Source organism: Streptomyces sp. NPDC020996 (genome assembly GCF_040641355.1).
Taxonomy (GTDB): Bacteria; Actinomycetota; Actinomycetes; order Streptomycetales; family Streptomycetaceae; genus Streptomyces.
This window is the reverse complement of the sequence record NZ_JBFADM010000023.1, coordinates 85,399-105,114: the sequence shown is the minus strand read 5'-3', so window position 1 is coordinate 105,114 and position 19,716 is coordinate 85,399. Positions and strand designations below refer to the sequence as shown.

The following is a 19,716-nucleotide window of genomic DNA, read 5'->3' as shown; positions in this document are numbered from 1 at the left end:
CTGGCGTTGATTTTTGGCACGCTGTTGAGTTCTCAAGGAACGGTCGCTTCCTTTGTACTCACCCTCTCGGGCTTTCCTCCGGGCGCTTCCCTTCGCTGTTCCAGACTCTATCAGTGTTTTTCCGTCTCCCTGACCACCGTTCTGCGGACACGCAGAACATGACCCGGGATAGGATCTGATGAGTATGGGTGCCTGCCGAGCGAGGACGCTTGCTCGCGTCGCTCGTCCTCAAGCAGGGATACGACTGTACACGGGGCCGCCGATCGGGTGCAAATCGATTGGGCTGGTGGTCTAGACCTCTAAGCGGTATCTTCCCTCCGAACCGGCACTTCGTATGACATACCCTGCTGCACAGTGCGCCGTCAGGGACATGCGGTGACGGCCCGTACATGCATCTCCACCCCTGGGAGGCTTCCCATGACCACCGTGACGTCCCCGCTGGCAGGACGCGCCATCGGACTCACCTCAGTGCCTGATCCGGTCTTCTCCGGGGCCATGGTCGGCCCGGGCACCGCGATCGAGCCCGTGCGCGAGCCTTCCGAGGCCGTCGCCCCGGTGGACGGAGTCGTCGTCTCTCTGCACCCGCACGCCTTCGTGGTCGTGGACGAGCAGGGGCATGGGGTGCTCACCCACCTCGGCATCGACACCGTGCAGCTCAACGGCGAGGGCTTCGAACTGCTGGTGAACAAGGGCGACACCGTGACCCGTGGCCAGGGCATCGTGCGCTGGAACCCGGCTGCCGTCGAGGCCGCCGGCAAGTCCTCCGTCTGCCCGGTCGTGGCGCTCGAGGCCACGGCCGACGCTCTCTCCGAACTCCGCGAAGACGGTGACGTGAAGGCCGGCGACAGCCTCTTCGTATGGGAGTGACGCCGGCGCCGCCGTGCGACGGCGGGCAGGACAACCACCGCGGCGGCGGGACCCGCCGCACTACCGGAGAAGGGTGAGATGGAGACAACGCTGCGAGGCGTCGGTGTGAGCCACGGTGTGGCGGTCGGCGAGGTTCGGCACATGGGAACGGCGGTCCTCGAACCGCCTGCCAAGCAGATCCCGGCGGAGGAGGCGGAGCGCGAGCAGGGGCGCGCCCGCAAGGCCGTGGACGCTGTGGCGGCCGACCTGATCGCGCGCGGCAATCTGGCCGGCGGAGAGGCCCAGGGAGTACTCGAGGCGCAGGCCATGATGGCCCAGGACCCCGAGTTGATGGCGGATGTGGAGCGGCGTATCGCCGTCGGCAGCACGGCCGAGCGCGCGGTGTACGACGCCTTCGCGGCCTACCGCACCCTGCTGGCCGGTGCCGGTGAGTACCTGGCCGGGCGGGTGGCCGACCTGGACGACGTGCGGAATCGTATAGTCGCCCGGCTGCTGGGGGTTCCGATGCCCGGGGTTCCGGACAGTGACGAGCCGTACGTCCTGATCGCGCGGGACCTCGCGCCCGCGGACACGGCGCTGCTGGACCCGACGCTGGTGCTCGGTTTCGTCACCGAGGAGGGCGGCCCGACCAGCCACAGCGCGATCCTCGCGCGGGCGCTCGGCGTTCCGGCCGTGGTCGCGCTGCCGGGCGCCGGTGAGCTGGCCGAGGGCACGGTGATCGCCGTGGACGGCAGCACCGGCGAGATCTTCGTGAACCCGAGCGCCGAGAAGAGGGCCGAGCTGGAGGCCGCGGCCGCCGAGCGCAAGGCCGCGCTGGCCGCCTCCACCGGGCCGGGTGCGACCTCGGACGGTCACAAGGTGCCGCTGCTGGCCAACGTGGGCGGTCCCGCCGACGTGCCGGCCGCCGTGGAGGCCGGGGCCGAGGGTGTCGGTCTGTTCCGCACCGAGTTCCTCTTCCTCGACGACAGCAAGAAGGCGCCGTCGCAGGACAAGCAGGTCGAGGCCTACCGGCAGGTGCTGGAGGCCTTTCCCGAGGGGCGGGTCGTCGTCCGGGTCCTCGACGCGGGCGCGGACAAGCCGCTGGACTTCCTCACCCCGGCCGACGAACCGAACCCGGCACTGGGCGTGCGCGGTCTGCGGACCCTGCTCGACCACCCCGAGGTGCTGCGCACGCAGCTGACCGCCCTGGCGAAGGCCGCCGAGGGGCTTCCGGTGCACCTCGAGGTCATGGCCCCCATGGTGGCGGACCGTGCCGACGCCAAGGCGTTCGCGGACGCGTGCCGTGAAGCGGGGCTGCACGCGAAGTTCGGTGCGATGGTCGAGATCCCGTCGGCGGCGCTGCGGGCACGCTCGATCCTGCGGGAGGTCGAGTTCCTGTCGCTGGGCACCAACGACCTCGCGCAGTACACGTTCGCCGCTGACCGTCAGGTGGGCGCCGTGTCCCGGCTGCAGGATCCCTGGCAGCCCGCACTGCTCGACCTGGTGGCGCTGGCCGCCGAGGCGGCCAAGGCCGAGGGCAAGAGCTGTGGCGTGTGCGGTGAGGCCGCGTCCGACCCGCTGCTCGCATGTGTGCTGACCGGTCTGGGCGTCACCTCCCTGTCCATGGGTGCGGCGTCGATTCCGTACGTCCGGGCGGCGCTGAGCAAGTACACGCTGGCCCAGTGCGAGCGTGCGGCCGCGGCGGCGCGGGCCACGGACAGTGCCGAGGACGCGCGGAACGCGGCTCAGGCGGTGCTGTCCGGCGAGTAGCCGTCCGGCCGGTTCGCCGGCCCGCGTGACCTGCCGGCTTTGTGGCGGGGCGCCCCTTCCGGGGCGCCCCGCCGTCGTTTCAGTGGTGGTGGCCCGGCGCCGGGCCCTCCTCGCCCAGGTCGGGCGGTACGCAGTAGTCGACGTCCGATTCAGGGGAGATGATGTCTCCGGATTCGATGTCGGTGCAGTAGGCGTCGAAGACCTCGCCCGCGGTCAGGGGCTCGAGGCCCTCTCCGCGGACGCGCCAGCCGTAGACGCGGTCCGCGGTGCCCGGCGCGCTGGTGCGCATGACGAGGCCCGCGGGGTTCTGGGTGGCGATGCCCAGCGCGAGGACGGTGGCGAATTCGAGGGCCTCGGCCTCGTCGAGCCGGGTGTCGCCGTTCGTGTCCTGGTCGGCGTGGAGGACGGCGACCAGAGTCTCCGGGGTTCCGGTGACGCTGCATACGAGGTGCCGGTCTCCCGGCCCCGCCGTGTCGAGGATGCGGACGACGAGATGCGAGGCGCGGGTGAAGGCGGCGCGGCCGATGTCCTCGCCGCAGGAGGCGCAGGCGCCGAGCCGGGTCAGGAGCGTGGAGGCGTACTCCCAGGTGGCCTGGCGGACGGCCTCGTCGACGAGGGCGGGGAGGAGGTCGGCCAGTGGCTGGCCTTCGTAGGGCAGGGTGGGTCCCGCGGCCGCCAGTTCGGCCGTGAAGCGGGTGCGACTCGACGCCTTGTCCGGGTCGAGGCCGGTGTCGGCGCAGAAGTCGGCGTACTCCTGCGGGTCGAAGAGGGCGACCGCGGTGTGGCTGCCCTGGGAGGCTCGCGTCCTGAGCAGCGCCTCCACCTGCTGGAGGTAGGCCGTGTGGTCGTGGAAGGCGAAGCTGCGGTAGCGCCGCATGGCGCGGAAGTCGTGCTCGTCGGTGAGCAGCCCGATCGTGCCCGCGATCTCGCGGTGCAGGACGCGTCGCATGGTCCGGTGGTCGGTGTGCGCTGACATGTGTCCCCCTGTGCGCAGTCGATCAATGCTCACTCACAGTAACCGGGGGCACTGACAACGGCGTCCGGGCGGAACGGTCGCGGACCGCGACGACCTTCCGCAGGCTCCTGATCCCCCTGTCCGGGGGGCCGAGGCGTCTGCGGCGGTCGGCTCGCGGTTCTCAGTCGCGTTTGCGGGCGAGCTGCTCGTAGTGGTGCAGCAGGTCGAGGTTGTCGATCGAGCCCGGGTTCACCGCCTTCTCCAGCGGAGTGCCCTGGAGCAGGCGCTTGACCGGGACCTCGATGCGCTTGCCGGTGAGGGTGTGCGGGACGCCCGGCACCTCGATGATCTCGTCGGGGACGTGGCGTGGCGAGAGCTGCTCCCGGATCGTCTGCTTGATGCGGTTCAGCAGGGCCTCGTCCAGGACGGCGCCGGGGGCCAGATGCACGAACAGGGGCATCCAGTAGCCGCCGTCGGGCTGTTCGATGCCGACGACGAGGGACTCCCTGATCTCGGGCAGGCGCTCGACGGCCTCGTAGATGTCGGCCGAGCCCATGCGGACGCCCTGGCGGTTGAGCGTCGAGTCGGAGCGGCCGTGGATGACGACGGAGCCGCGGGAGGTGATGGTGATCCAGTCACCGTGGCGCCACACGCCGGGGTAGGTCTCGAAGTAGCTGTCCCGGTAGCGGCTGCCGTCGGGGTCGTTCCAGAAGTAGATCGGCATCGACGGCATGGGGTTGGTGACGACGAGTTCGCCGACCTCGTCGACCAGGGGTTCGCCGCTGGGGTCCCAGGACTGCAGGTCGGTCCCCAGGCCGGGGGCCTGGAGCTCGCCGATGTGGACCGGGAGCGTCGGCACGGCTCCGGCGAAACAGGAGCACACGTCGGTGCCGCCGCTGACGGACGCGATCCACAGGCCGGCGCCGTTCTCGGCGGACTCGTCGTGCAGCCAGCGGAAGCCGTCGGGCGGCAGCGGTGAACCGGTGGTGGCGACGCACTGCACCGCGGACAGGTCGAAGTCGCGCCAGGGGTGCACGTCGGCCTTGCGGCACGCCATGACGTACGCGGCCGAGGTGCCGTAGACGGTGGCCCGCGTGCGTTCGGCGATCCGCCACTGGGCGGCCGTGTCCGGGTAGCCCGGGCTGCCGTCGTACAGGACGATCGTGGTGCCCGTCAGGAGGCCGGAGACGAGGAAGTTCCACATCATCCAGCCGGTGGACGTGTACCAGAAGAAGCGGTCCTCGGGGCCGAGGTCGCAGTGCAGGCCCAGCTGCTTGAGGTGCTCGACCAGGATGCCGCCCTGGGACTGGACGATGGCCTTGGGCAGGCCGGTCGTGCCGGAGGAGTACAGCACCCACAGGGGGTGGGCGAAGGGGACCTGCTCGAAGACGGGCTCGACGTCCGCGCCCGTCAGGGCGGACCACTCCAGGGCGCCCTCGGGGGCCTGGGTGCCGAGGAGGGGGATGTGGACCACGGCCCGCAGGGTGGGCAGTTCGCGGCGCAGTTCGGCGACGATGTCGCGGCGGTCGTGCTCCTTGCCGCCGTAGCGGTAGCCGTCGACGGTGAACAGGACGACCGGTTCGACCTGCTGGAAGCGGTCGAGGACGCTGCGCGCGCCGAAGTCGGGGGCGCAGGACGTCCAGACGCCGCCCACGGCGGCCGTGGCGAGCAGGGCGACCACGGCCTGCGGGATGTTCGGCAGGTAGCCGCTGACGCGGTCCCCCGGCCGTACGCCCAGGGCGCGCAGTTCGGCGGCCAGTGAGCCGACCTGGCGGCGCAGCTCGGACCAGCTCACCGGGGTCGGCTCGTGGGTCTCGTCGACGTGCAGGAGGGCCGGTTCGTCCGGGCGGGTGGCGGCCGCGCGCAGGGCGTGCTCGGCGTAGTTCAGTGTCGCCCCGGGGAACCATTCGGCGCCCGGCATGGAGCGGTCGCCGAGCACCCGCGCGCAGGGCGTGGAGAACCGTACGTCGAACCACTCGGTGACGGCTTTCCAGAAGGTCTCCAGCTCGTCGACGGACCAGCGGTGGAGTGCCGCGTAGCCGCCCTCGGACGGGGCGCCGTGACGTTCGGCGGCCCAGGCCTGGAACTTCGTGACCTGTGCACGCGCGATACGCTCCGGATCGGGCTGCCAGAGGGGCTGGGGGTTCTCGGTCGACATGGGGCGGCTCCCGGGCTGTGCGCGTCGTGTGCGTCCTCCGCGCACGGGCTGGGGTGTGCGCGTGACGCGGCTGACACGGACGATGCCATGTGATCGACTTCCGCACCAGGGCGCGCCCCACATAGTCGCTGTCATGAAGATGTGGCCCAGCCACGGGTGAACGGCAGTTGAACGAGCCGCACGCGTGGCGTCGGCAATGGCAGGCTGAGCAGCATGGACGGTCGTGACCTGGTGCGTTCGGTGAAAACGGTCGGTTCGGCGGGGGCGGCGCAGTGGCTGCGCACCGTGCGGGCCGCGTGGCGGAGGCGGCGTGCCGACGCCGGTGCGCTGCCGCCGCGGGGTGCCGAGCGCGCACGGGTGCCCGGCCCGGTGCGGGAGGTGGAGCCGGGCCCGGGGGGTGGTGTCATCCGGTTCGCCCGCTCCGAGCTGCGGATCCTCGTGGCCGTGAACGGGGCGGTCTTCTGGGGCTGGGACGGGGCGGGCCCCGATCCCTCGTACGCGCTCGCCGGCCGCTGCCCGGAGCCGGATCCGCGGGCGGTGCTGGAGCCCGACAAGGACGGCGGCTGGCGGGTCGTGGCCGAGCGCGCGACGGTGGCCGTCTCACGGCACGGCGCGGTCGAGGTGCTCACGCCGGGTGGCGTGAGCGTGCGCCGTGATCTGCCGCCCCGCTGGTGGGAACCTGCCGGGGGCGGCGTCGCGCGCTGGATGCAGCGGACCGAGGTGCCCGCCGACGCGCGGTTCTTCGGGCTCGGCGGGCGGGCGTCGGGGCCACGGCTGCGCGACGGCGCGTACCGGTTGTGGAACACCGATCCGGGCCGGCCGTTCGGTCCCGGCGACGATCCGCTGTACATCACGATGCCGGTGCAGCTGGTGGTGGCCGACGCGGCGACGCACCTGGTGTTCCACGACACGTCGTGGGACGGGACGGTGACCCTGCGCGAGGGGGAGGAGGGCGCCGGCTCCGGTCACGACCGGGCGGGGTCGTGCGAACTGCGGATGGACGGCGGGCCGCTGCGCTGCTGGGTGATGGTGGGCACTCCCGCGCGCGTGCTGCTCGCCTGGGCCTCGCTGACGGGTGCGCCGGCGCTGCCGCCCGCGTGGGCGCTCGGCCATCACCACGCGCGCTGGGGCTTCGGCAGCGAGCAGGAGGTGCGCCGGATCGTCGCGGGTTACCAGGAGCGCGACCTGCCGCTGGACGCCGTCCATCTGGACATCGACCACTACGACGGGCACCAGGTGTTCACGGTCGACGAGGACCGCTTCCCCAAGCTGCCGGTGCTCGCCGACGAGCTGCGCCGGGACGGGATACGGCTGGTGTCCGTGATCGACCCGGCGGTGAAGGCCGCGCCGGGCAACGCCGTGTACGACGCCGGGGCGGCCGTGGACGCGTTCGTGCGGGAGGCCTCGGGGCGGGTGGTGCGCGGTGTGGTGTGGCCCGGGGATGCGGTGTTCCCGGACTTCACGCACGCGCGCGTGCGTGAGTGGTGGGGCGGGCTGTACGAGGAGCGGCTGGCGCAGGGGTTCGCCGGGTTCTGGCACGACATGAACGAGCCCACCTCCTTCGCCGCCTTCGGCGAGAGGACGCTCCCGCGGTCGGCCGGGCACTCCCTGGAGGGACGCGACGGCGACCACCGTGAGGCGCACAACGTCTACGCCCTGTGCATGGCCAGGGCGGCCTACGAGGGGCTGCGCGAGCTGCTGCCGCAGGAGCGGCCGTTCGTGTTCTCGCGCTCCGGGTGGGCGGGCATGCAGCGCTACGGCGGGGCCTGGTCGGGCGACGTGGCGACCGGCTGGCCGGGGCTGCGGGCGTCGCTGTCCCTGGTCCTGGGGCTGGGGCTGTGCGGAGTGCCGTACTCGGGGCCGGACGTGGGCGGTTTCGACGGGAATCCGTCGCCCGAGCTGTATCTGCGCTGGTTCCAGCTGGGCGCCTTCATGCCGCTGTTCCGCACCCACGCGAGCATGCGCGCGGGGCGCCGGGAGCCCTGGGAGTTCGGTGCCGAGGTGCTGGAGCACGCGCGTGCGGCGCTCGTGGAGCGCCGGCGGCTGCTGCCGTACTTCATGACGTTGGCGCATCTGGCCCGGCGCACCGGTGCCCCGTATGTGCGGCCGCTGTGGTGGGGGTCCCCGGAGGACCGCGCGCTGCGCGACTGCGAGGACGCGTTCCTGCTGGGCGACTGCCTGTTGGTGGCGCCGGTCCTCGGGCCGGGCACGGAGCGCCGTGCGGTGCGGCTGCCCCGGGGCCGGTGGTACGACACGGTGACGGAGCGGGCGTACGAGGGGCCGGGGCAGGTGCTGGTGGACGCGCCGTTGTCGCGGATTCCGGTGCTCGCGCGGGCGGGTGCCGTGATACCCGTGCGCGGGGCCGGGGGCGGGCTGGAGCTGGAGGTGTGGGCGCCGGACCGGGGTCAGGCCGGGGGCTGCCTGGTGGTGCCCGACGCGGGCGACGGATGGGCGGAGCCGGAGCTGGAGCGGTACGTCTCCCGCTGGGAGGGCGGACGGGTGGTGGTGGAGCGGGAGGGCGAGAACGGCGTGAGCGAACCGCCCTACCCGGTGCGTGTACGCGGGCTTCAGGGGACCTGAGTCAGATGTACCGGCCTTCGAACCAGGCCCGTACGGCCAGTGTGTGCAGGGGGAAGGCGAGTTCCTCGGGCCTGCGCAGGAGGTGCCAGCCCTCCGTCTCGTCCGTGGCGGCCGGCTGCGGCAGGCCCTCGGCCGGGCGTTCGGGGAGGAGACCGAACAGCAGCAAGTGCCCGTCGGGCGAGCTCATGGCGTCGATGAGCCGTACGTCGCGGCTCGCCGCGTCGATGCCGGTCTCCTCCTTGAGCTCGCGGACGACGGCCTGCCGCCAGTCCTCGCGGTCGTCGATGTAGCCGCCGGGCAGCGCGACGCCTCCGCGCGCGGGGGCGACGGTTCGGGTGATGACGACGAGGGCGGTGCCCTGCGTGTCGTACACGGGCTGGAGCGCGACCGCGACCGGCAGCGGGTTGCGGTAGGCCACGGCGTGGCAGGCCGGGCAGGTGCGGGGCCAGCCGGTGACGCCCTCTCCGTAGGGCGCTCCGCAGCTCGAACAGTGGGAGCCGGGCGCGGAGTTGGGGTTGGAGTGCTGAGTTTCGGACACGCGGCGGACTGTATCCGATCACGGGGAGGGAGTCTCCGGGGGGCGGCTCAGCGGGTGCCGGCGAGCGACTTCGAGGAGACCGGGAAGTCGAAATAGGTGTCCGGGTAGGGCTCGGGCTTGAAGGTGTAGTGCCACCATTCCTCGGCGAGGTTCACGAATCCGAGGCCCTCCAGGGTGTTCCTGAGCAGCATGCGGTGGGCCCGCTGTGCGCCCTGGACGCGCGGGTCGAGGGTGTGGGCGAGGGTGTCGAAGCAGTCGAAACCGGTGCCCATGTCGACGGAATTGTCGGGGAAGCGCTCGTCCTTGGGCGCGTAGCAGGGCACCAGGGGCTCTGAGGGGTGGTACGGCCTGGTCGGCCGGGCGGGGAGCCGCACGATCGTGAGGTCCATGGTCGAGCCGCGGCTGTGGCCGGATTTCTCCGCGATGTACCCGTCCTCGAACAGGCGGGTCTTGTCGACGTCCGGGTAGAACTCGCCCTTCATCGCCTGGTCGTCGAGGTCCTCCGCCCAGCGCACGAAGTGGTTCACGGCACGCTGCGGCCGGTAGCAGTCGTAGACCTTGAGGGTGTAGCCCTTGCGCAGGAGCTCGGTCTGGGCCCGGTGAAGGGCCTCGGCCGCGGGCCGGGTGAGGATGCAGACCGGCTGCCGGTAGCCGTCGATGCGTTCCCCCACGAAGTTGTGCGGGGTGAAGTAGCGCATCTCCTGGAGGATCGTCGGGTCGACGGTTCTGAGCGCGACGAAGTCCTGTGGGGCCCGGGACTCGGTGTCCGCGCGGGCGGTGGCGCCGGCGGCGGTCAGGCAGAACAGCGCCGCGAGCACGGTGACCAGGCCGCGCGAGGCGGTGGAGAGTCGTGTCATGTCTCTGCCCCTGCCCATCTCCGGTCTGCCGTGACACACTTCTGACGTTCCGTCAGATCTGATCCTGCGGGAGGAATCGTGACGCGTACGCACACACCCGTGGTGGCGGGCTGGTTCGCCGGTGACGGCGACGGCTTCCGTCTCCTCGGCACCCGCTGCGCCGTCTGCGCCTCGGTCTTCTTCCCGCGCGAGGACGTCCACTGCCGCAACCCCGACTGCGCCGGCGGCGAGCTGCTCGAGGTGCCGCTGTCGCGGCGCGGGCGCGTCTGGTCGTACACGGACAGCCGGTACCGGCCTCCGTCACCGTATGTGACCGATCCGGAACTTCCGTGGGAGCCGTACACGTTGATCGCTGTGGAGCTGGAGGCCGAGCGGATCGTGGTGCTGGGGCAGGCGGCTCCCGGCGTCACCGTCGCCGGCCTGACGGTGGGCATGGAGGTCGAGGTCGTCCCCGGCGTGCTGAGCGAGGACGCGGAGACGGTCTGGACGACGTGGCACTGGCGGCCGACGGGGGTGAGGGCATGACGGGCGAGGTAGCGGTGCTCGGCGCGGGCATGCACCCCTGGGGCAAGTGGGGGCGCGGCTTCGTCGAGTACGGGGTGGCGGCGGCCCGCGCGGCGCTCGCCGACGCCGGGCTTCAGTGGCGGGAGGTGGGCTCGGTCGTCGGCGCGGACACCGTGCGCGGGGGCTATCCGGGGTACGTGGCGGGTGCGACGTTCGCCAGGGCGCTGGGCTGGCAGGGGGCCCGGGTGGCGAGCGTGTACGCGGCGTGCGCGTCCGGGGCGCAGGCCGTCGACGCCGCGCGGGCGCAGATCCTGTCGGGTCTCGCGGACGTGGTGCTCGTGGTGGGGGCCGACGCGGCGCCCAAGGGGTTCTTCCGTCCGGCCGGCGGGGACCGGCCGGACGATCCGGACTGGCTGCGCTTCCGGATCCTCGGGGCCACGAACCCGGTGTACTTCGCGCTCTGGGCGCGCCGCCGGATGGCCGTGCACGGGGACACGCCGGAGGACTTCGCGCAGGTCAAGGTGAAGAACGCGGCCGCGGGCGCGCTGAATCCGTACGCGCGCTACCGCAAGCGGGTGACCGCGCGGGAGGTCGCCGCCTCCGCCGTGGTCGCCGATCCGCTGCGCCTGCTCGACATCTGCGCGACGTCGGACGGAGGGGCGGCGCTGGTGCTGTCCAGCATGGAGTTCGCCCGTCGGCACGGACGGGCCGAACCGGTGCGGATCCGGGCGGTGTCGACGGTGACGCCGCGCTATCCCGCCACCGTGCTGGACCTGCCGGACATCGCGACGGACTCCGCGGCCGCGGTGGCGCCCCCGGCCGGCACGTTCCGGGCGTCGATCGCGCGGGCGGCGTACGAGGAGGCCGGCGTCGGCCCCGAGGACCTGTCCCTCGCCGAGGTCTACGACCTGTCCACGGCACTGGAGTTGCAGTGGTACGAGGATCTGGGGCTGTGCGGGGAGGGCGAGGGCGCGAAGCTCCTGCGGGAGGGCGCGACGGCTCTGGGCGGTCGCATACCCGTCAACGCCAGCGGTGGGCTGGCATCGTTCGGGGAGGCGGTTCCGGCGCAGGCCATCGCCCAGGTCTGCGAGCTGACCTGGCAGTTGAGGCGGCAGGCGGGTGACCGGCAGGTGGCGGGCGCACGCGTGGGGATCACGGCGAACCAGGGGCTGTTCGGGCACGGGTCGGCGGTGATCGCGGTGCGGTGAGGCGAGCTGTCTCGGCGGCGGCCCGTGCCCCGGTCGGCGGGGGTACGGGCCGCTCGCGGCGCCTCAGGTGGTGACGGCCTGCCGGCGTCGGGCGCCGTACGCCATCGCGTGCTGGACGACCCCGACGAGGAGCTCCTTGACCGACTCGCGGTCGCGGGCGTCGCACAGCAGCAGCGGCACGCCCTCGTCCAGGTCGAGCGCCTGGCGCACCTCTTCCGCGGGGTAACGGGCGGCGTCCTCGAAGCAGTTGACGCCGACCACGAAGGGGATGGAGCGCCGCTCGAAATAGTCGACGGCGGCGAAGCAGTCCTCCAGGCGGCGGGTGTCGGCGAGCACGACGGCGCCCAGCGCGCCCTCGGACAGCTCGTCCCACATGAACCAGAAGCGCTGCTGGCCGGGGGTGCCGAAGAGGTACAGGACGAGGTCCTCGCGCAGCGTGATGCGGCCGAAGTCCATGGCCACGGTGGTGGTGTGCTTGCCTTCCACGCCGCTCGTGTCGTCGAAGGGCCGTCCGGCCTCGGTGAGCAGTTCCTCGGTGCGCAGCGGCCTGATCTCGCTGACCGCCCCGACGAGAGTGGTCTTGCCCACGCCGAAGCCGCCCGCCACCAGGATCTTGAGCGTGACGGGCTCGACCGGAGGCTTGCCGCGCTCAGAACGCCCGAAGATCATCGATTTCTTCTCCTGCTCGATGGGGGTGGGACGACGGCGGCCCGTAGCCTCCGCCGCCGGGTGTCTCGATGACGAGTACGTCGCCGGGGCCGACGTCCGCCGAGTCGCTTCCGGCCAGAACGGTGACGGTCCCGTCCGCGCGCTCCACACGGTTGGCGCCCAGCGCGCCCGGCTCGCCGCCCGCCATGCCGTACGGCGGCACCCGGCGGTGCTGGGACAGCGTGGAGACGGTCATCGGCTCCAGGAAGCGGATGCGGCGTACGGCGCCGTCACCGCCGCGCCACCGTCCGGCTCCGCCGCTGCCGCGCCGGACGGCGAACTCCTCCAGCAGCACCGGCAGCCGCCATTCCAGCACCTCGGGGTCGGTGAGCCGCGAGTTGGTCATGTGCGTCTGGACGACCGGCGCGCCGGGGAAGCCGTCGCCGGCGCCGGATCCGGAGGCGACGGTCTCGTAGTACTGGTGGCGTTCGTTGCCGAAGGTGACGTTGTTCATGGTGCCGGAGCCCTCCGCCTGGACGCCGAGCGCCGCGTAGAGGGCGCCGGTGATGGCCTGGGACGTCTCGACGTTGCCCGCGACGACGGCGGCCGGGGGGTCGGGCGCGAGCATGGAACCGGGCGGCACGACGATGTTCAGGGGGCGCAGGCAGCCGTCGTTGAGGGGGATGTCGTCGGCGACCAGGGTGCGGAAGACGTACAGGACGGCCGCGTTGACGACCGAGAAGGGGGCGTTGAAGTTGCCGGCCAGCTGCGGCGAGGTGCCGCTGAAGTCGATGGTGGCGGACCGGTCGCCGCGGTCCACGCGCACGCGTACGCGGATGACGGCGCCCGCGTCGGTCTCGTAGGCGTACTCGCCGTCGTCGAGCGCGTCGACGACCCGGCGGACCGCTTCCTCGGCGTTGTCCTGGACGTGCTTCATGTACGCCTGCACGACGTCCAGGCCGAATTCGTCGATCATGCGGGCGACCTCGTCGACGCCCTTCTGGTTGGCGGCGATCTGGGCGCGCAGGTCGGCGAGGTTGGTCCTGGGGTTGCGGGAGGGGTACGGCGCCTCGGTGAGCAGGCGCAGCGTCTCCTCCTCGCGGAAGCGGCCGTTCTCGGCGAGCAGCCAGTTGTCGAAGAGGACGCCCTCCTCCTCGATGGCGCGGCTGTCGGCGGGCATGGACCCCGGGGCGATGCCGCCGATCTCCGCGTGGTGGCCGCGGGAGGCGACGTGGAACAGGATCCGGTCACCCTGCGTGTCGAAGACCGGGGTGATGACGGTGACGTCCGGCAGGTGCGTGCCGCCGTGGTACGGGTCGTTGACGGCGTAGGTGTCGCCGGGCCGCATCGAGGCGCCCCGGCGCCGTACGACCTCCTTGACGCTGGTGCCCATCGACCCCAGGTGCACGGGGATGTGCGGGGCGTTGGCCACCAGGTTCCCCTCGGGGTCGAAGAGGGCGCAGGAGAAGTCCAGGCGCTCCTTGATGTTGACGGACTGGGCGGTGGACTCCAGGCGGGCGCCCATCTGCTCGGCGATCGACATGAAGAGGTTGTTGAAGACCTCGAGCAGGACCGGGTCCGCCTTCGTGTCGAGATCGGAACTCTGCGTGACCGCCACGCGTTCCATGACCAGATGCCCGTCGTCCCGCGTCACGGCTCGCCAGCCGTCGTCGACGACGGTCGTCGCACCGGCCTCGGTGATGATCGCGGGCCCGGTGACGGTGTGGCCGGGGGGCAGGGCCTCGCGGCGGTGCAGCGGTACGTCGCGCCAGGCGCCGCGGGTGTGCAGGCGCGCGGTGTCCGGGGCGGCGGGGCGGCCCTCGTACGGGGCGAGGGCGGACAGATCGGGGGGTTCGGTGATGCCGGTGGCTTCCACGGAGAGGGCTTCGACGACGATCGGCCGGTCGAGGGTGAAGGAGTAGGTGGCGCGATGACGTTCTTCGAAGGCGTGCTCCATCGCGTCGGGCTCGGTCAGCTCGACGGTGAGGGTGGTGTCGGTGCCGTCGTAGCGGAGCTGGGCGCGGCGGGTGACCTGGATACGGTCGTCGGGTACGTCCTCGGCGAGGAGTTCGGCGCGGGCCGCCGCTTCGAGGTCGTCGGCCGTCTTCCGGACGGCGGGCATCGAGGCGGGCCGCAGCGGCGCCTCGACGGACTGCTCACGCATGGCGGTGGTGTCGGCGAGACCGATGCCGAGCGCGGACAGGACGCCCGCCATGGGCGGTACGAGGACGGTGCGGATGCCGAGCGAGTCGGCGACCATGCACGCGTGCTGGCCGCCCGCGCCGCCGAAGGTGGTGAGCGCGTAGCGGGTGACGTCGTGGCCCTTCTGGACGGAGATCCGCTTGACGGCGTTGGCGATGTTGGCGACGGCGATCTGCAGGAAGCCCTCGGCGACCTGCTCGGGGGTGCGGTCGTCGCCGGTCTGCTCGCGGATCTCGTGCGCCAGGGCGGTGAAGCGTTCACGGACGAGCGCGTCGTCGAGTGGCTGGTCGCCGTCGGGCCCGAAGACCCTGGGGAAGTGGGCGGGCTGGATGCGGCCGAGCATGACGCCTGCGTCGGTGACGGCGAGCGGGCCGCCGCCGCGGTAGCAGGCGGGTCCCGGGTCCGCTCCCGCCGAGTCCGGTCCGACCCGGTAGCGGGAGCCGTCGAAGTGCAGGACGGAGCCGCCGCCGGCCGCGACGGTGTGGATGTCCAGCATGGGGGCGCGCAGCCGGACCCCGGCGATCCGCGCGGTGAAGACGCGCTCGTACTCGCCGGCGAAGTGCGAGACGTCGGTGGAGGTGCCGCCCATGTCGAAGCCGATGACCCGGTCGAACCCGGCGAGCTGCGACATGCGGGCCATGCCGACGATGCCGCCGGCCGGGCCGGAGAGGATGGCGTCCTTGCCGCGGAACTGCCCGGCCTCGGCGAGGCCGCCGTTGGACTGCATGAACATCAGGCGGACGCCCGCGAGTTGGTCGGCGACGTGCTGGACGTAGCGGCGCAGCACGGGCGACAGGTAGGCGTCGACGACGGCGGTGTCCCCGCGGGGGACGAGCTTCATCAGCGGACTGACCTCGCTGGACAGCGAGATCTGCGGGAAGCCGATACGGGCGGCGAGCCGTCCGACGGCCTGTTCGTGGGCGGGGTGGAGGTGGCTGTGCATGCAGACGACGGCGACGGCGCGGATCCCGTCGTCGTAGGCCTGCTGGAGCGGGCCTACGAGGGAGTCCGGGTCGAGCGCGCGCAGGACGGTTCCGTCGGCGGCGATGCGCTCGTCGGCCTCGACGACCCGCTCGTTCAGCAGCTCGGGCAGTTCGATGCGGCGCGCGAAGATGTGCGGCCGGTTCTGGTAGCCGATGCGCAGGGCGTCGCGGAAGCCCCGGGTGACGACCAGGAGGGTGCGCTCGCCCTTGCGTTCCAGGAGGGCGTTGGTGGCGACCGTCGTCCCCATGCGGACGGCCTCGACGGGGTCCTCGGAGCCGTCGAGGAGTTCGCGCACGCCCGCGACGGCCGCGTCGGAGTACCGGGCGGGGTTCTCCGACAGCAGCTTGTGCGTCAGCAGGCGGCCGTCCGGGCGACGCGCGACGATGTCGGTGAAGGTGCCGCCTCGGTCGACCCAGAACTGCCAGCCGGTCACGTCAGTACCCCGCTTCCGCGCCGCTCACAGCGCCCGCAGGCCGTTGATCACGTCGCGCAGAATACTCTCGTCCACCAGCTCGGCCGGGGGCACGGGCCGGTTCACGTGGACGAGTTCCGCGTCCACGAGGTCCCCGATGAGGACCCGTACCACGCCGATGGGGAGGTCGAGCTCCGCCGCGAGCTCCGCGACGGACTGCGGGGCGTCGCGGCACAGCCCGACGATGTCCACGTGTTCCGGGGACAGCGTCGGGTCCGCTTCCGGGTCGTCGGCATGGGGTTCGGTGACGACGACCGCGATCAGGTCGAGGCGGTGCTGGCCGGGACTGGAGGTGCGGCCGCGCGTCATCGCGTACGGACGGACGACCGGTCCGGCCTCGTCGTCGAACCAGTGGCTTCTTCCCTGACCGTCAGCACTCATGACATTCCACTACCCGCCCGCGGGCAGATCGGTGCGCGGAGCCGCGCCCAGATGCACTCCCACCCGCTTGACCAGCAGCGTCATCTCGTAGGCGACCTGGCCGACGTCCGAGTCGGCGTCGGAGAGCACGGCGAGGCAGCTGCCGTCGCCGGCGGCCGTGACGAACAGGAAGGCGTCGTCGAGTTCGACGACCGTCTGGCGGACGCTGCCGGCGTCGAAGTGGCGGCCCACGCCCTTGGCCAGGCTGTGGAAACCGGAGGCCACGGCGGCGAGGTGCTCGCTGTCCTCCCGGGTCAGGTCCTTGGACACGCCGGTCGCCAGGCCGTCGCTGGACAGGACGACGGCTTTGCGGATGCTCGCGACGCGGTCCACGAGTTCGTCCAGGAGCCAGTTGAGCTCCCCGTTCCTGTCGGTCGCGGTGTGGCCGGTCGCCTTCGGTGCGGTCATCGACCGTCCCCCTTGTTCGTTCCTTGTGCTGTGCTGCCGTGGGCGTCGTCGCCCGCGGCGTTCTCCTCGCGGCCGCGCTGCCAGCCGCGCTGGAGTGCGGCCATACGGCTGCGTACCTCGTCGGCGTCCCGGTCCGCGAGCTCGGTGGTCTCCGGCGTCCGCCGGGCGGGGCCCTGCTTCAGCTGCGGGGCCAGGCTGGCCTGCCGGACGCGCCGGGGCAGCGCCCCCGCGCCGGAACCGGGTTCCCGCGCGTCCGCGGAGGCGTCGCCGGAGGCGGCCGCGGCACTGCGGCCACGCCCGGGGAGTGCGGGGGTGTCCCCCGTCTCGCGGGGGCCGCGGCCCGACGGCGCCGCGGGTGCGGTGTGCTCACCGGGCCGGTCGGCTCCGCCCACGCCCGGGCGCAGCGGCGAGGCGCCGCGCCGCCGGGTCGGCAGCGGTGGCGTGCCGTCCTGCTCCGGCCGGACCGTTCCACCGCCGGCCGGCAGCTCCTCGACCGGTCGGCGGGTCGGTCCGGCGGCCTGCGCCTGGGATCTGGCCGGGCCGGTGGTGCGCCGGTCGTCGGCGTCCTCGCGGCGCGCCCACTGCTCGACGACCGGGCGTCCGTGCGAGCTGACCAGCTTGGGAGCGCGGCGGCGGGGCAGCTGGACCGGGGCGCCGGCACCCACGTCGCCGTCGGAGGCGTCCTGGCCCGGGCCGCGGGCGTCGGCCGCCTCGTGCAGCGGGTCGCCGTGCGGGCCTGCGGGCTGCTGGTCCGCGAGGGTGAGGGAGCGGCGGGGGCGGAACAGCCCGCCGCGTTCGCCGTCCTCGTCGTCGAGGGCCCCGGGGAAGTCCCCGATGGCGTCCAGGTCGACGGGGGCCTCCAGCTCGACGGGACCGTCCAGCAGCGAGGCGGCCAGGCCGGGCAGTTGGACGGGTGCCGGGGAGAGCGCGCCTCGGCGGCCCTCCTCCGGTTCGGTCTCCTTGGTGCGGCGCGGGCGGTCGAGCCGGAAGCCGATGCCGTTGGTGTCCGGGACGTCGTCCGTCAGCAGCGCGTCGGGAATGAAGACGACGGCGGTGGTGCCGCCGTACGGCGACGGCTGCAGGGAGACCCGGACGTTCTGCCGCTGGGCGAGGCGGCTGACCACGAACAGGCCGAGCCGGTCGGTGTCGGACAGCTCGAACTCCGGCGTCTCGGCGAGCCGGAGGTTGGCGTCCAGCAGCGCGTCGGCCGCCATGCCGAGGCCGCGGTCGTGGATCTCCAGGGTGAATCCGTTGGCGACCCGCTCGCCCACGACCTGGACGGCGGTGTGCGGCGGGGAGAACACCGTGGCGTTCTCCAGGAGTTCGGCGACGAGGTGGGTGAGGTCGGCGACGGCCGGTCCGGTGACGGCGACCCGTGGCAGACGCCGGACCTCGATGCGTTCGTAGTCCTCGACCTCGGCTACGGCGGCCCGTACCACGTCCATGAGCTGGACGGGCTTGCGCCACTGCCGGGAGGGGGCGGCGCCGGAGAGGATCACCAGGCCCTCGGCGTGCCGGCGCATGCGGGTGGTCAGGTGGTCGAGGCGGAACAGGTCGGCGAGTTCCTCGGTGTCCTCGGTGCGGCGCTCCATGGTGTCGAGCAGGGTGAGCTGCTTGTGCAGCAGGACCTGGCTGCGGCGCGCGAGGTTGACGAACACCTCGGAGACGCCGGCGCGCAGCTCGGCCTGTTTGACCGCGGCCTCGACGGCGGCACGCTGAAGGGTGTTGAGGGCCTGGCCGACCTCGCCGATCTCGTTCTTGTCGTACTCGAGGCGCGGGACCTCGGTCTCCACGTCGACCTGTTCGCCCGCGGACAGCCGGCGCATGACGCTGGGCAGCCGGACGCCTGCCGCCTCGTGCGCGTCCAGACGCAGTTGCCGCAGGTCGCGGATGAGGCCCCGGCCGACGCGCACGGACAGGAAGAGCGACAGGAGCAGGGCCACCAGTCCGAGTACGCCGGCGACGGCTGCCTTGGCGATGACGCCCATGGCGACCGGACGGACGCGGTCCTGGTAGCGGTCGCCGGCCTGGTCGTTGAGGGTGCCGAGTTCGTCGAGGACGTCTCCGGCGGTGGTGTCCCAGCTCTTGGCGCTCACGTCGTGCGGGACGCCGGGCCCGGAGGAGACGGCCGCCTCCTCGGCGACGCGCAGCGGGGCGGTGGCGGCGTTCTTCCAGAACCCCTCGTACCGCTCGCGTTCCGTGGAGGGCAGCAGCGGCAGGCTGACGTCGTAGAGCAGGGTGCGTTGCGCCACGAGGTCGGAGACGTCGCGGATCTCGCCGCGGGAGAGCTTGCCGACGATCAGGGCCGAGCCGAGGAGGGCGTCCTCGCGGGAGAGCAGTTCGCGGGCGCGGGCGAGGTTGACGAGCGCGCGGTACTGCTTGTCCAACTCGACGTTGTCGACGACGTGGAGATTGGCGAGCAGGACGTAGCAGGGGTCGACGAGGCGGTTGTACAGATCGAGGGCCTGGGCCCGGCCGACGGTGCCGTCCTCGACGCTGCGGCGCAGGGAGTCGATGCCGTCGAAGGCGTCCAGTACGGCCGTCAGCCGCTCGCCGGTGGCGTCCCCCAGGGCGTCGCGGACGTCGGAGTCGCGGGCGTTCTTGCGGATCTCGGAGACGGCGTCGTCGGTGACGCCGCGGCTGCGCCGGAGGTCGGCGAGCCCGGCGGAGGCGCGGGGGTCGGCGAGGTAGACGAGGGTCTGCCGGCGCTCCTGCTGCAGGACGCGGACGGTGTCCTCGATGGGGTAGCCGATCTTCTCCACCACGTCGGACACGTTGAAGAGCCGCTGGGCCTCGCGTCCCGTCAGGACCGTGGCGAAGCCCCAGATGGCGGTCAGGGACACCAGCGGCACGAGGAGCAGCGCCACGATCTTCCGGCGGATCGACTTCCCGCGAAAGCGCATGGCCTCCCCCAGCTCGACCCCCATCGGCCGGGGGCACGGACGTGCGTCAATAAACGGCGCGAGCCTACTACCGACGCAGAGCGAACTCGAAGAGCCATCCGGAGGCTGAACTTCCGCTCGCGTGGCAAGAGATGCGGAGTTGTCCGGCCATTGCGGGAGATTGCCTCCCGCGATCCCTGTGCCGGGCGACGAAACCACTCCAAGCGGATCACAGGCCAGTTGGCCGAAACTTTCCGGTCCTTGGGAATCTTCCGGACGTGCCG

14 protein-coding genes are annotated in these 19,716 nt (G+C 72.5%); 5 read left to right on the top strand and 9 right to left on the bottom strand.

Going from position 1 to position 19,716, the window contains the following annotated elements; translation table 11 throughout:
- Positions 1–417: 417 nt before the first annotated feature.
- Positions 418–867 (top strand): PTS glucose transporter subunit IIA, encoded by a 450-nt coding sequence (locus AB0G63_RS18300; RefSeq protein WP_360751041.1) that lies wholly within the window; start codon positions 418–420, stop codon positions 865–867.
- A 78-nt stretch (positions 868–945) separates the two neighbouring features.
- Positions 946–2,616, top strand: coding sequence for a phosphoenolpyruvate--protein phosphotransferase (ptsP, locus tag AB0G63_RS18295; RefSeq protein ID WP_360751039.1), 1,671 nt, complete (start codon positions 946–948; stop codon positions 2,614–2,616).
- Between the two features lie 79 nt (positions 2,617–2,695).
- Here the strand turns inward: ptsP and AB0G63_RS18290 are convergent, their stop codons facing one another.
- Together AB0G63_RS18290 and AB0G63_RS18285 are read right to left on the bottom strand one after the other, a co-directional pair.
- Positions 2,696–3,592, bottom strand: coding sequence for a hypothetical protein (locus AB0G63_RS18290; RefSeq protein ID WP_360751038.1), 897 nt, complete (start codon positions 3,590–3,592; stop codon positions 2,696–2,698).
- Between the two features lie 160 nt (positions 3,593–3,752).
- On the bottom strand, positions 3,753–5,729 hold the full coding sequence (locus tag AB0G63_RS18285; protein ID WP_360751036.1) for an acetoacetate--CoA ligase: 1,977 nt from the start codon (positions 5,727–5,729) through the stop codon (positions 3,753–3,755).
- A 213-nt stretch (positions 5,730–5,942) separates the two neighbouring features.
- Between AB0G63_RS18285 and AB0G63_RS18280 the strand changes: the two genes are divergently transcribed.
- Entirely contained in the window at positions 5,943–8,309 is a 2,367-nt protein-coding gene (locus AB0G63_RS18280; RefSeq protein ID WP_360751034.1) for a TIM-barrel domain-containing protein, read from the top strand.
- Between the two features lies 1 nt (position 8,310).
- Here AB0G63_RS18280 and AB0G63_RS18275 read toward each other — a convergent pair whose 3' ends face one another.
- A complete protein-coding gene (locus AB0G63_RS18275) occupies positions 8,311–8,847 on the bottom strand; it encodes an NUDIX domain-containing protein (RefSeq protein ID WP_360751032.1) in 537 nt (178 codons plus the stop codon).
- Positions 8,848–8,894: 47 nt separating this feature from the next.
- Positions 8,895–9,704 carry a M15 family metallopeptidase gene (locus AB0G63_RS18270; protein ID WP_360751030.1) on the bottom strand — a complete coding sequence of 270 codons (810 nt, stop codon included), beginning with the start codon at positions 9,702–9,704 and terminating at the stop codon, positions 8,895–8,897.
- Between the two features lie 99 nt (positions 9,705–9,803).
- Between AB0G63_RS18270 and AB0G63_RS18265 the strand changes: the two genes are divergently transcribed.
- Positions 9,804–10,229: a benzoylsuccinyl-CoA thiolase gene (locus AB0G63_RS18265; RefSeq protein WP_360751045.1), complete on the top strand. Its 426-nt coding sequence runs from the start codon at positions 9,804–9,806 to the stop codon at positions 10,227–10,229.
- Complete coding sequence (locus AB0G63_RS18260; RefSeq protein ID WP_360751028.1) at positions 10,226–11,416, top strand: lipid-transfer protein; 1,191 nt, start codon at positions 10,226–10,228, stop codon at positions 11,414–11,416. Before AB0G63_RS18265 ends, AB0G63_RS18260 begins: the two co-directional genes overlap by 4 nt.
- Positions 11,417–11,479: 63 nt before the next feature.
- Here the strand turns inward: AB0G63_RS18260 and AB0G63_RS18255 are convergent, their stop codons facing one another.
- From AB0G63_RS18255 to AB0G63_RS18235, 5 genes are read right to left on the bottom strand one after another with little or no spacing between them, the layout of a single operon-like run.
- Positions 11,480–12,085 carry an ATP/GTP-binding protein gene (locus tag AB0G63_RS18255; protein WP_360751027.1) on the bottom strand — a complete coding sequence of 202 codons (606 nt, stop codon included), beginning with the start codon at positions 12,083–12,085 and terminating at the stop codon, positions 11,480–11,482.
- Complete coding sequence (locus AB0G63_RS18250; RefSeq protein WP_360751025.1) at positions 12,066–15,683, bottom strand: hydantoinase B/oxoprolinase family protein; 3,618 nt, start codon at positions 15,681–15,683, stop codon at positions 12,066–12,068. Before AB0G63_RS18250 ends, AB0G63_RS18255 begins: the two co-directional genes overlap by 20 nt.
- Positions 15,684–15,707: 24 nt before the next feature.
- Positions 15,708–16,103, bottom strand: a complete 396-nt coding sequence (locus tag AB0G63_RS18245) for a DUF742 domain-containing protein (protein ID WP_360751023.1) — start codon at positions 16,101–16,103, stop codon at positions 15,708–15,710.
- Between the two features lie 9 nt (positions 16,104–16,112).
- Positions 16,113–16,550: a roadblock/LC7 domain-containing protein gene (locus AB0G63_RS18240; RefSeq protein WP_360751021.1), complete on the bottom strand. Its 438-nt coding sequence runs from the start codon at positions 16,548–16,550 to the stop codon at positions 16,113–16,115.
- Positions 16,547–19,453 (bottom strand): nitrate- and nitrite sensing domain-containing protein, encoded by a 2,907-nt coding sequence (locus AB0G63_RS18235; RefSeq protein WP_360751019.1) that lies wholly within the window; start codon positions 19,451–19,453, stop codon positions 16,547–16,549. Before AB0G63_RS18235 ends, AB0G63_RS18240 begins: the two co-directional genes overlap by 4 nt.
- Positions 19,454–19,716 lie beyond the last annotated feature (263 nt).

What these genes read in the sequence shown, in the direction of transcription:
- AB0G63_RS18260 (WP_360751028.1), top strand. Translation starts at nt 10,226, where the DNA reads ATGACGGGCGAGGTAGCGGTGCTCGGCGCGGGCATGCACCCCTGGGGC.
- AB0G63_RS18255 (WP_360751027.1), bottom strand. Translation starts at nt 12,085, where the DNA reads ATGATCTTCGGGCGTTCTGAGCGCGGCAAGCCTCCGGTCGAGCCCGTC.
- AB0G63_RS18245 (WP_360751023.1), bottom strand. Translation starts at nt 16,103, where the DNA reads ATGAGTGCTGACGGTCAGGGAAGAAGCCACTGGTTCGACGACGAGGCC.
- AB0G63_RS18235 (WP_360751019.1), bottom strand. Translation starts at nt 19,453, where the DNA reads ATGCGCTTTCGCGGGAAGTCGATCCGCCGGAAGATCGTGGCGCTGCTC.
- AB0G63_RS18290 (WP_360751038.1), bottom strand. Translation starts at nt 3,592, where the DNA reads ATGTCAGCGCACACCGACCACCGGACCATGCGACGCGTCCTGCACCGC.
- AB0G63_RS18280 (WP_360751034.1), top strand. Translation starts at nt 5,943, where the DNA reads ATGGACGGTCGTGACCTGGTGCGTTCGGTGAAAACGGTCGGTTCGGCG.
- AB0G63_RS18300 (WP_360751041.1), top strand. Translation starts at nt 418, where the DNA reads ATGACCACCGTGACGTCCCCGCTGGCAGGACGCGCCATCGGACTCACC.
- AB0G63_RS18270 (WP_360751030.1), bottom strand. Translation starts at nt 9,704, where the DNA reads ATGACACGACTCTCCACCGCCTCGCGCGGCCTGGTCACCGTGCTCGCG.
- AB0G63_RS18285 (WP_360751036.1), bottom strand. Translation starts at nt 5,729, where the DNA reads ATGTCGACCGAGAACCCCCAGCCCCTCTGGCAGCCCGATCCGGAGCGT.
- ptsP (WP_360751039.1), top strand. Translation starts at nt 946, where the DNA reads ATGGAGACAACGCTGCGAGGCGTCGGTGTGAGCCACGGTGTGGCGGTC.
- AB0G63_RS18240 (WP_360751021.1), bottom strand. Translation starts at nt 16,550, where the DNA reads ATGACCGCACCGAAGGCGACCGGCCACACCGCGACCGACAGGAACGGG.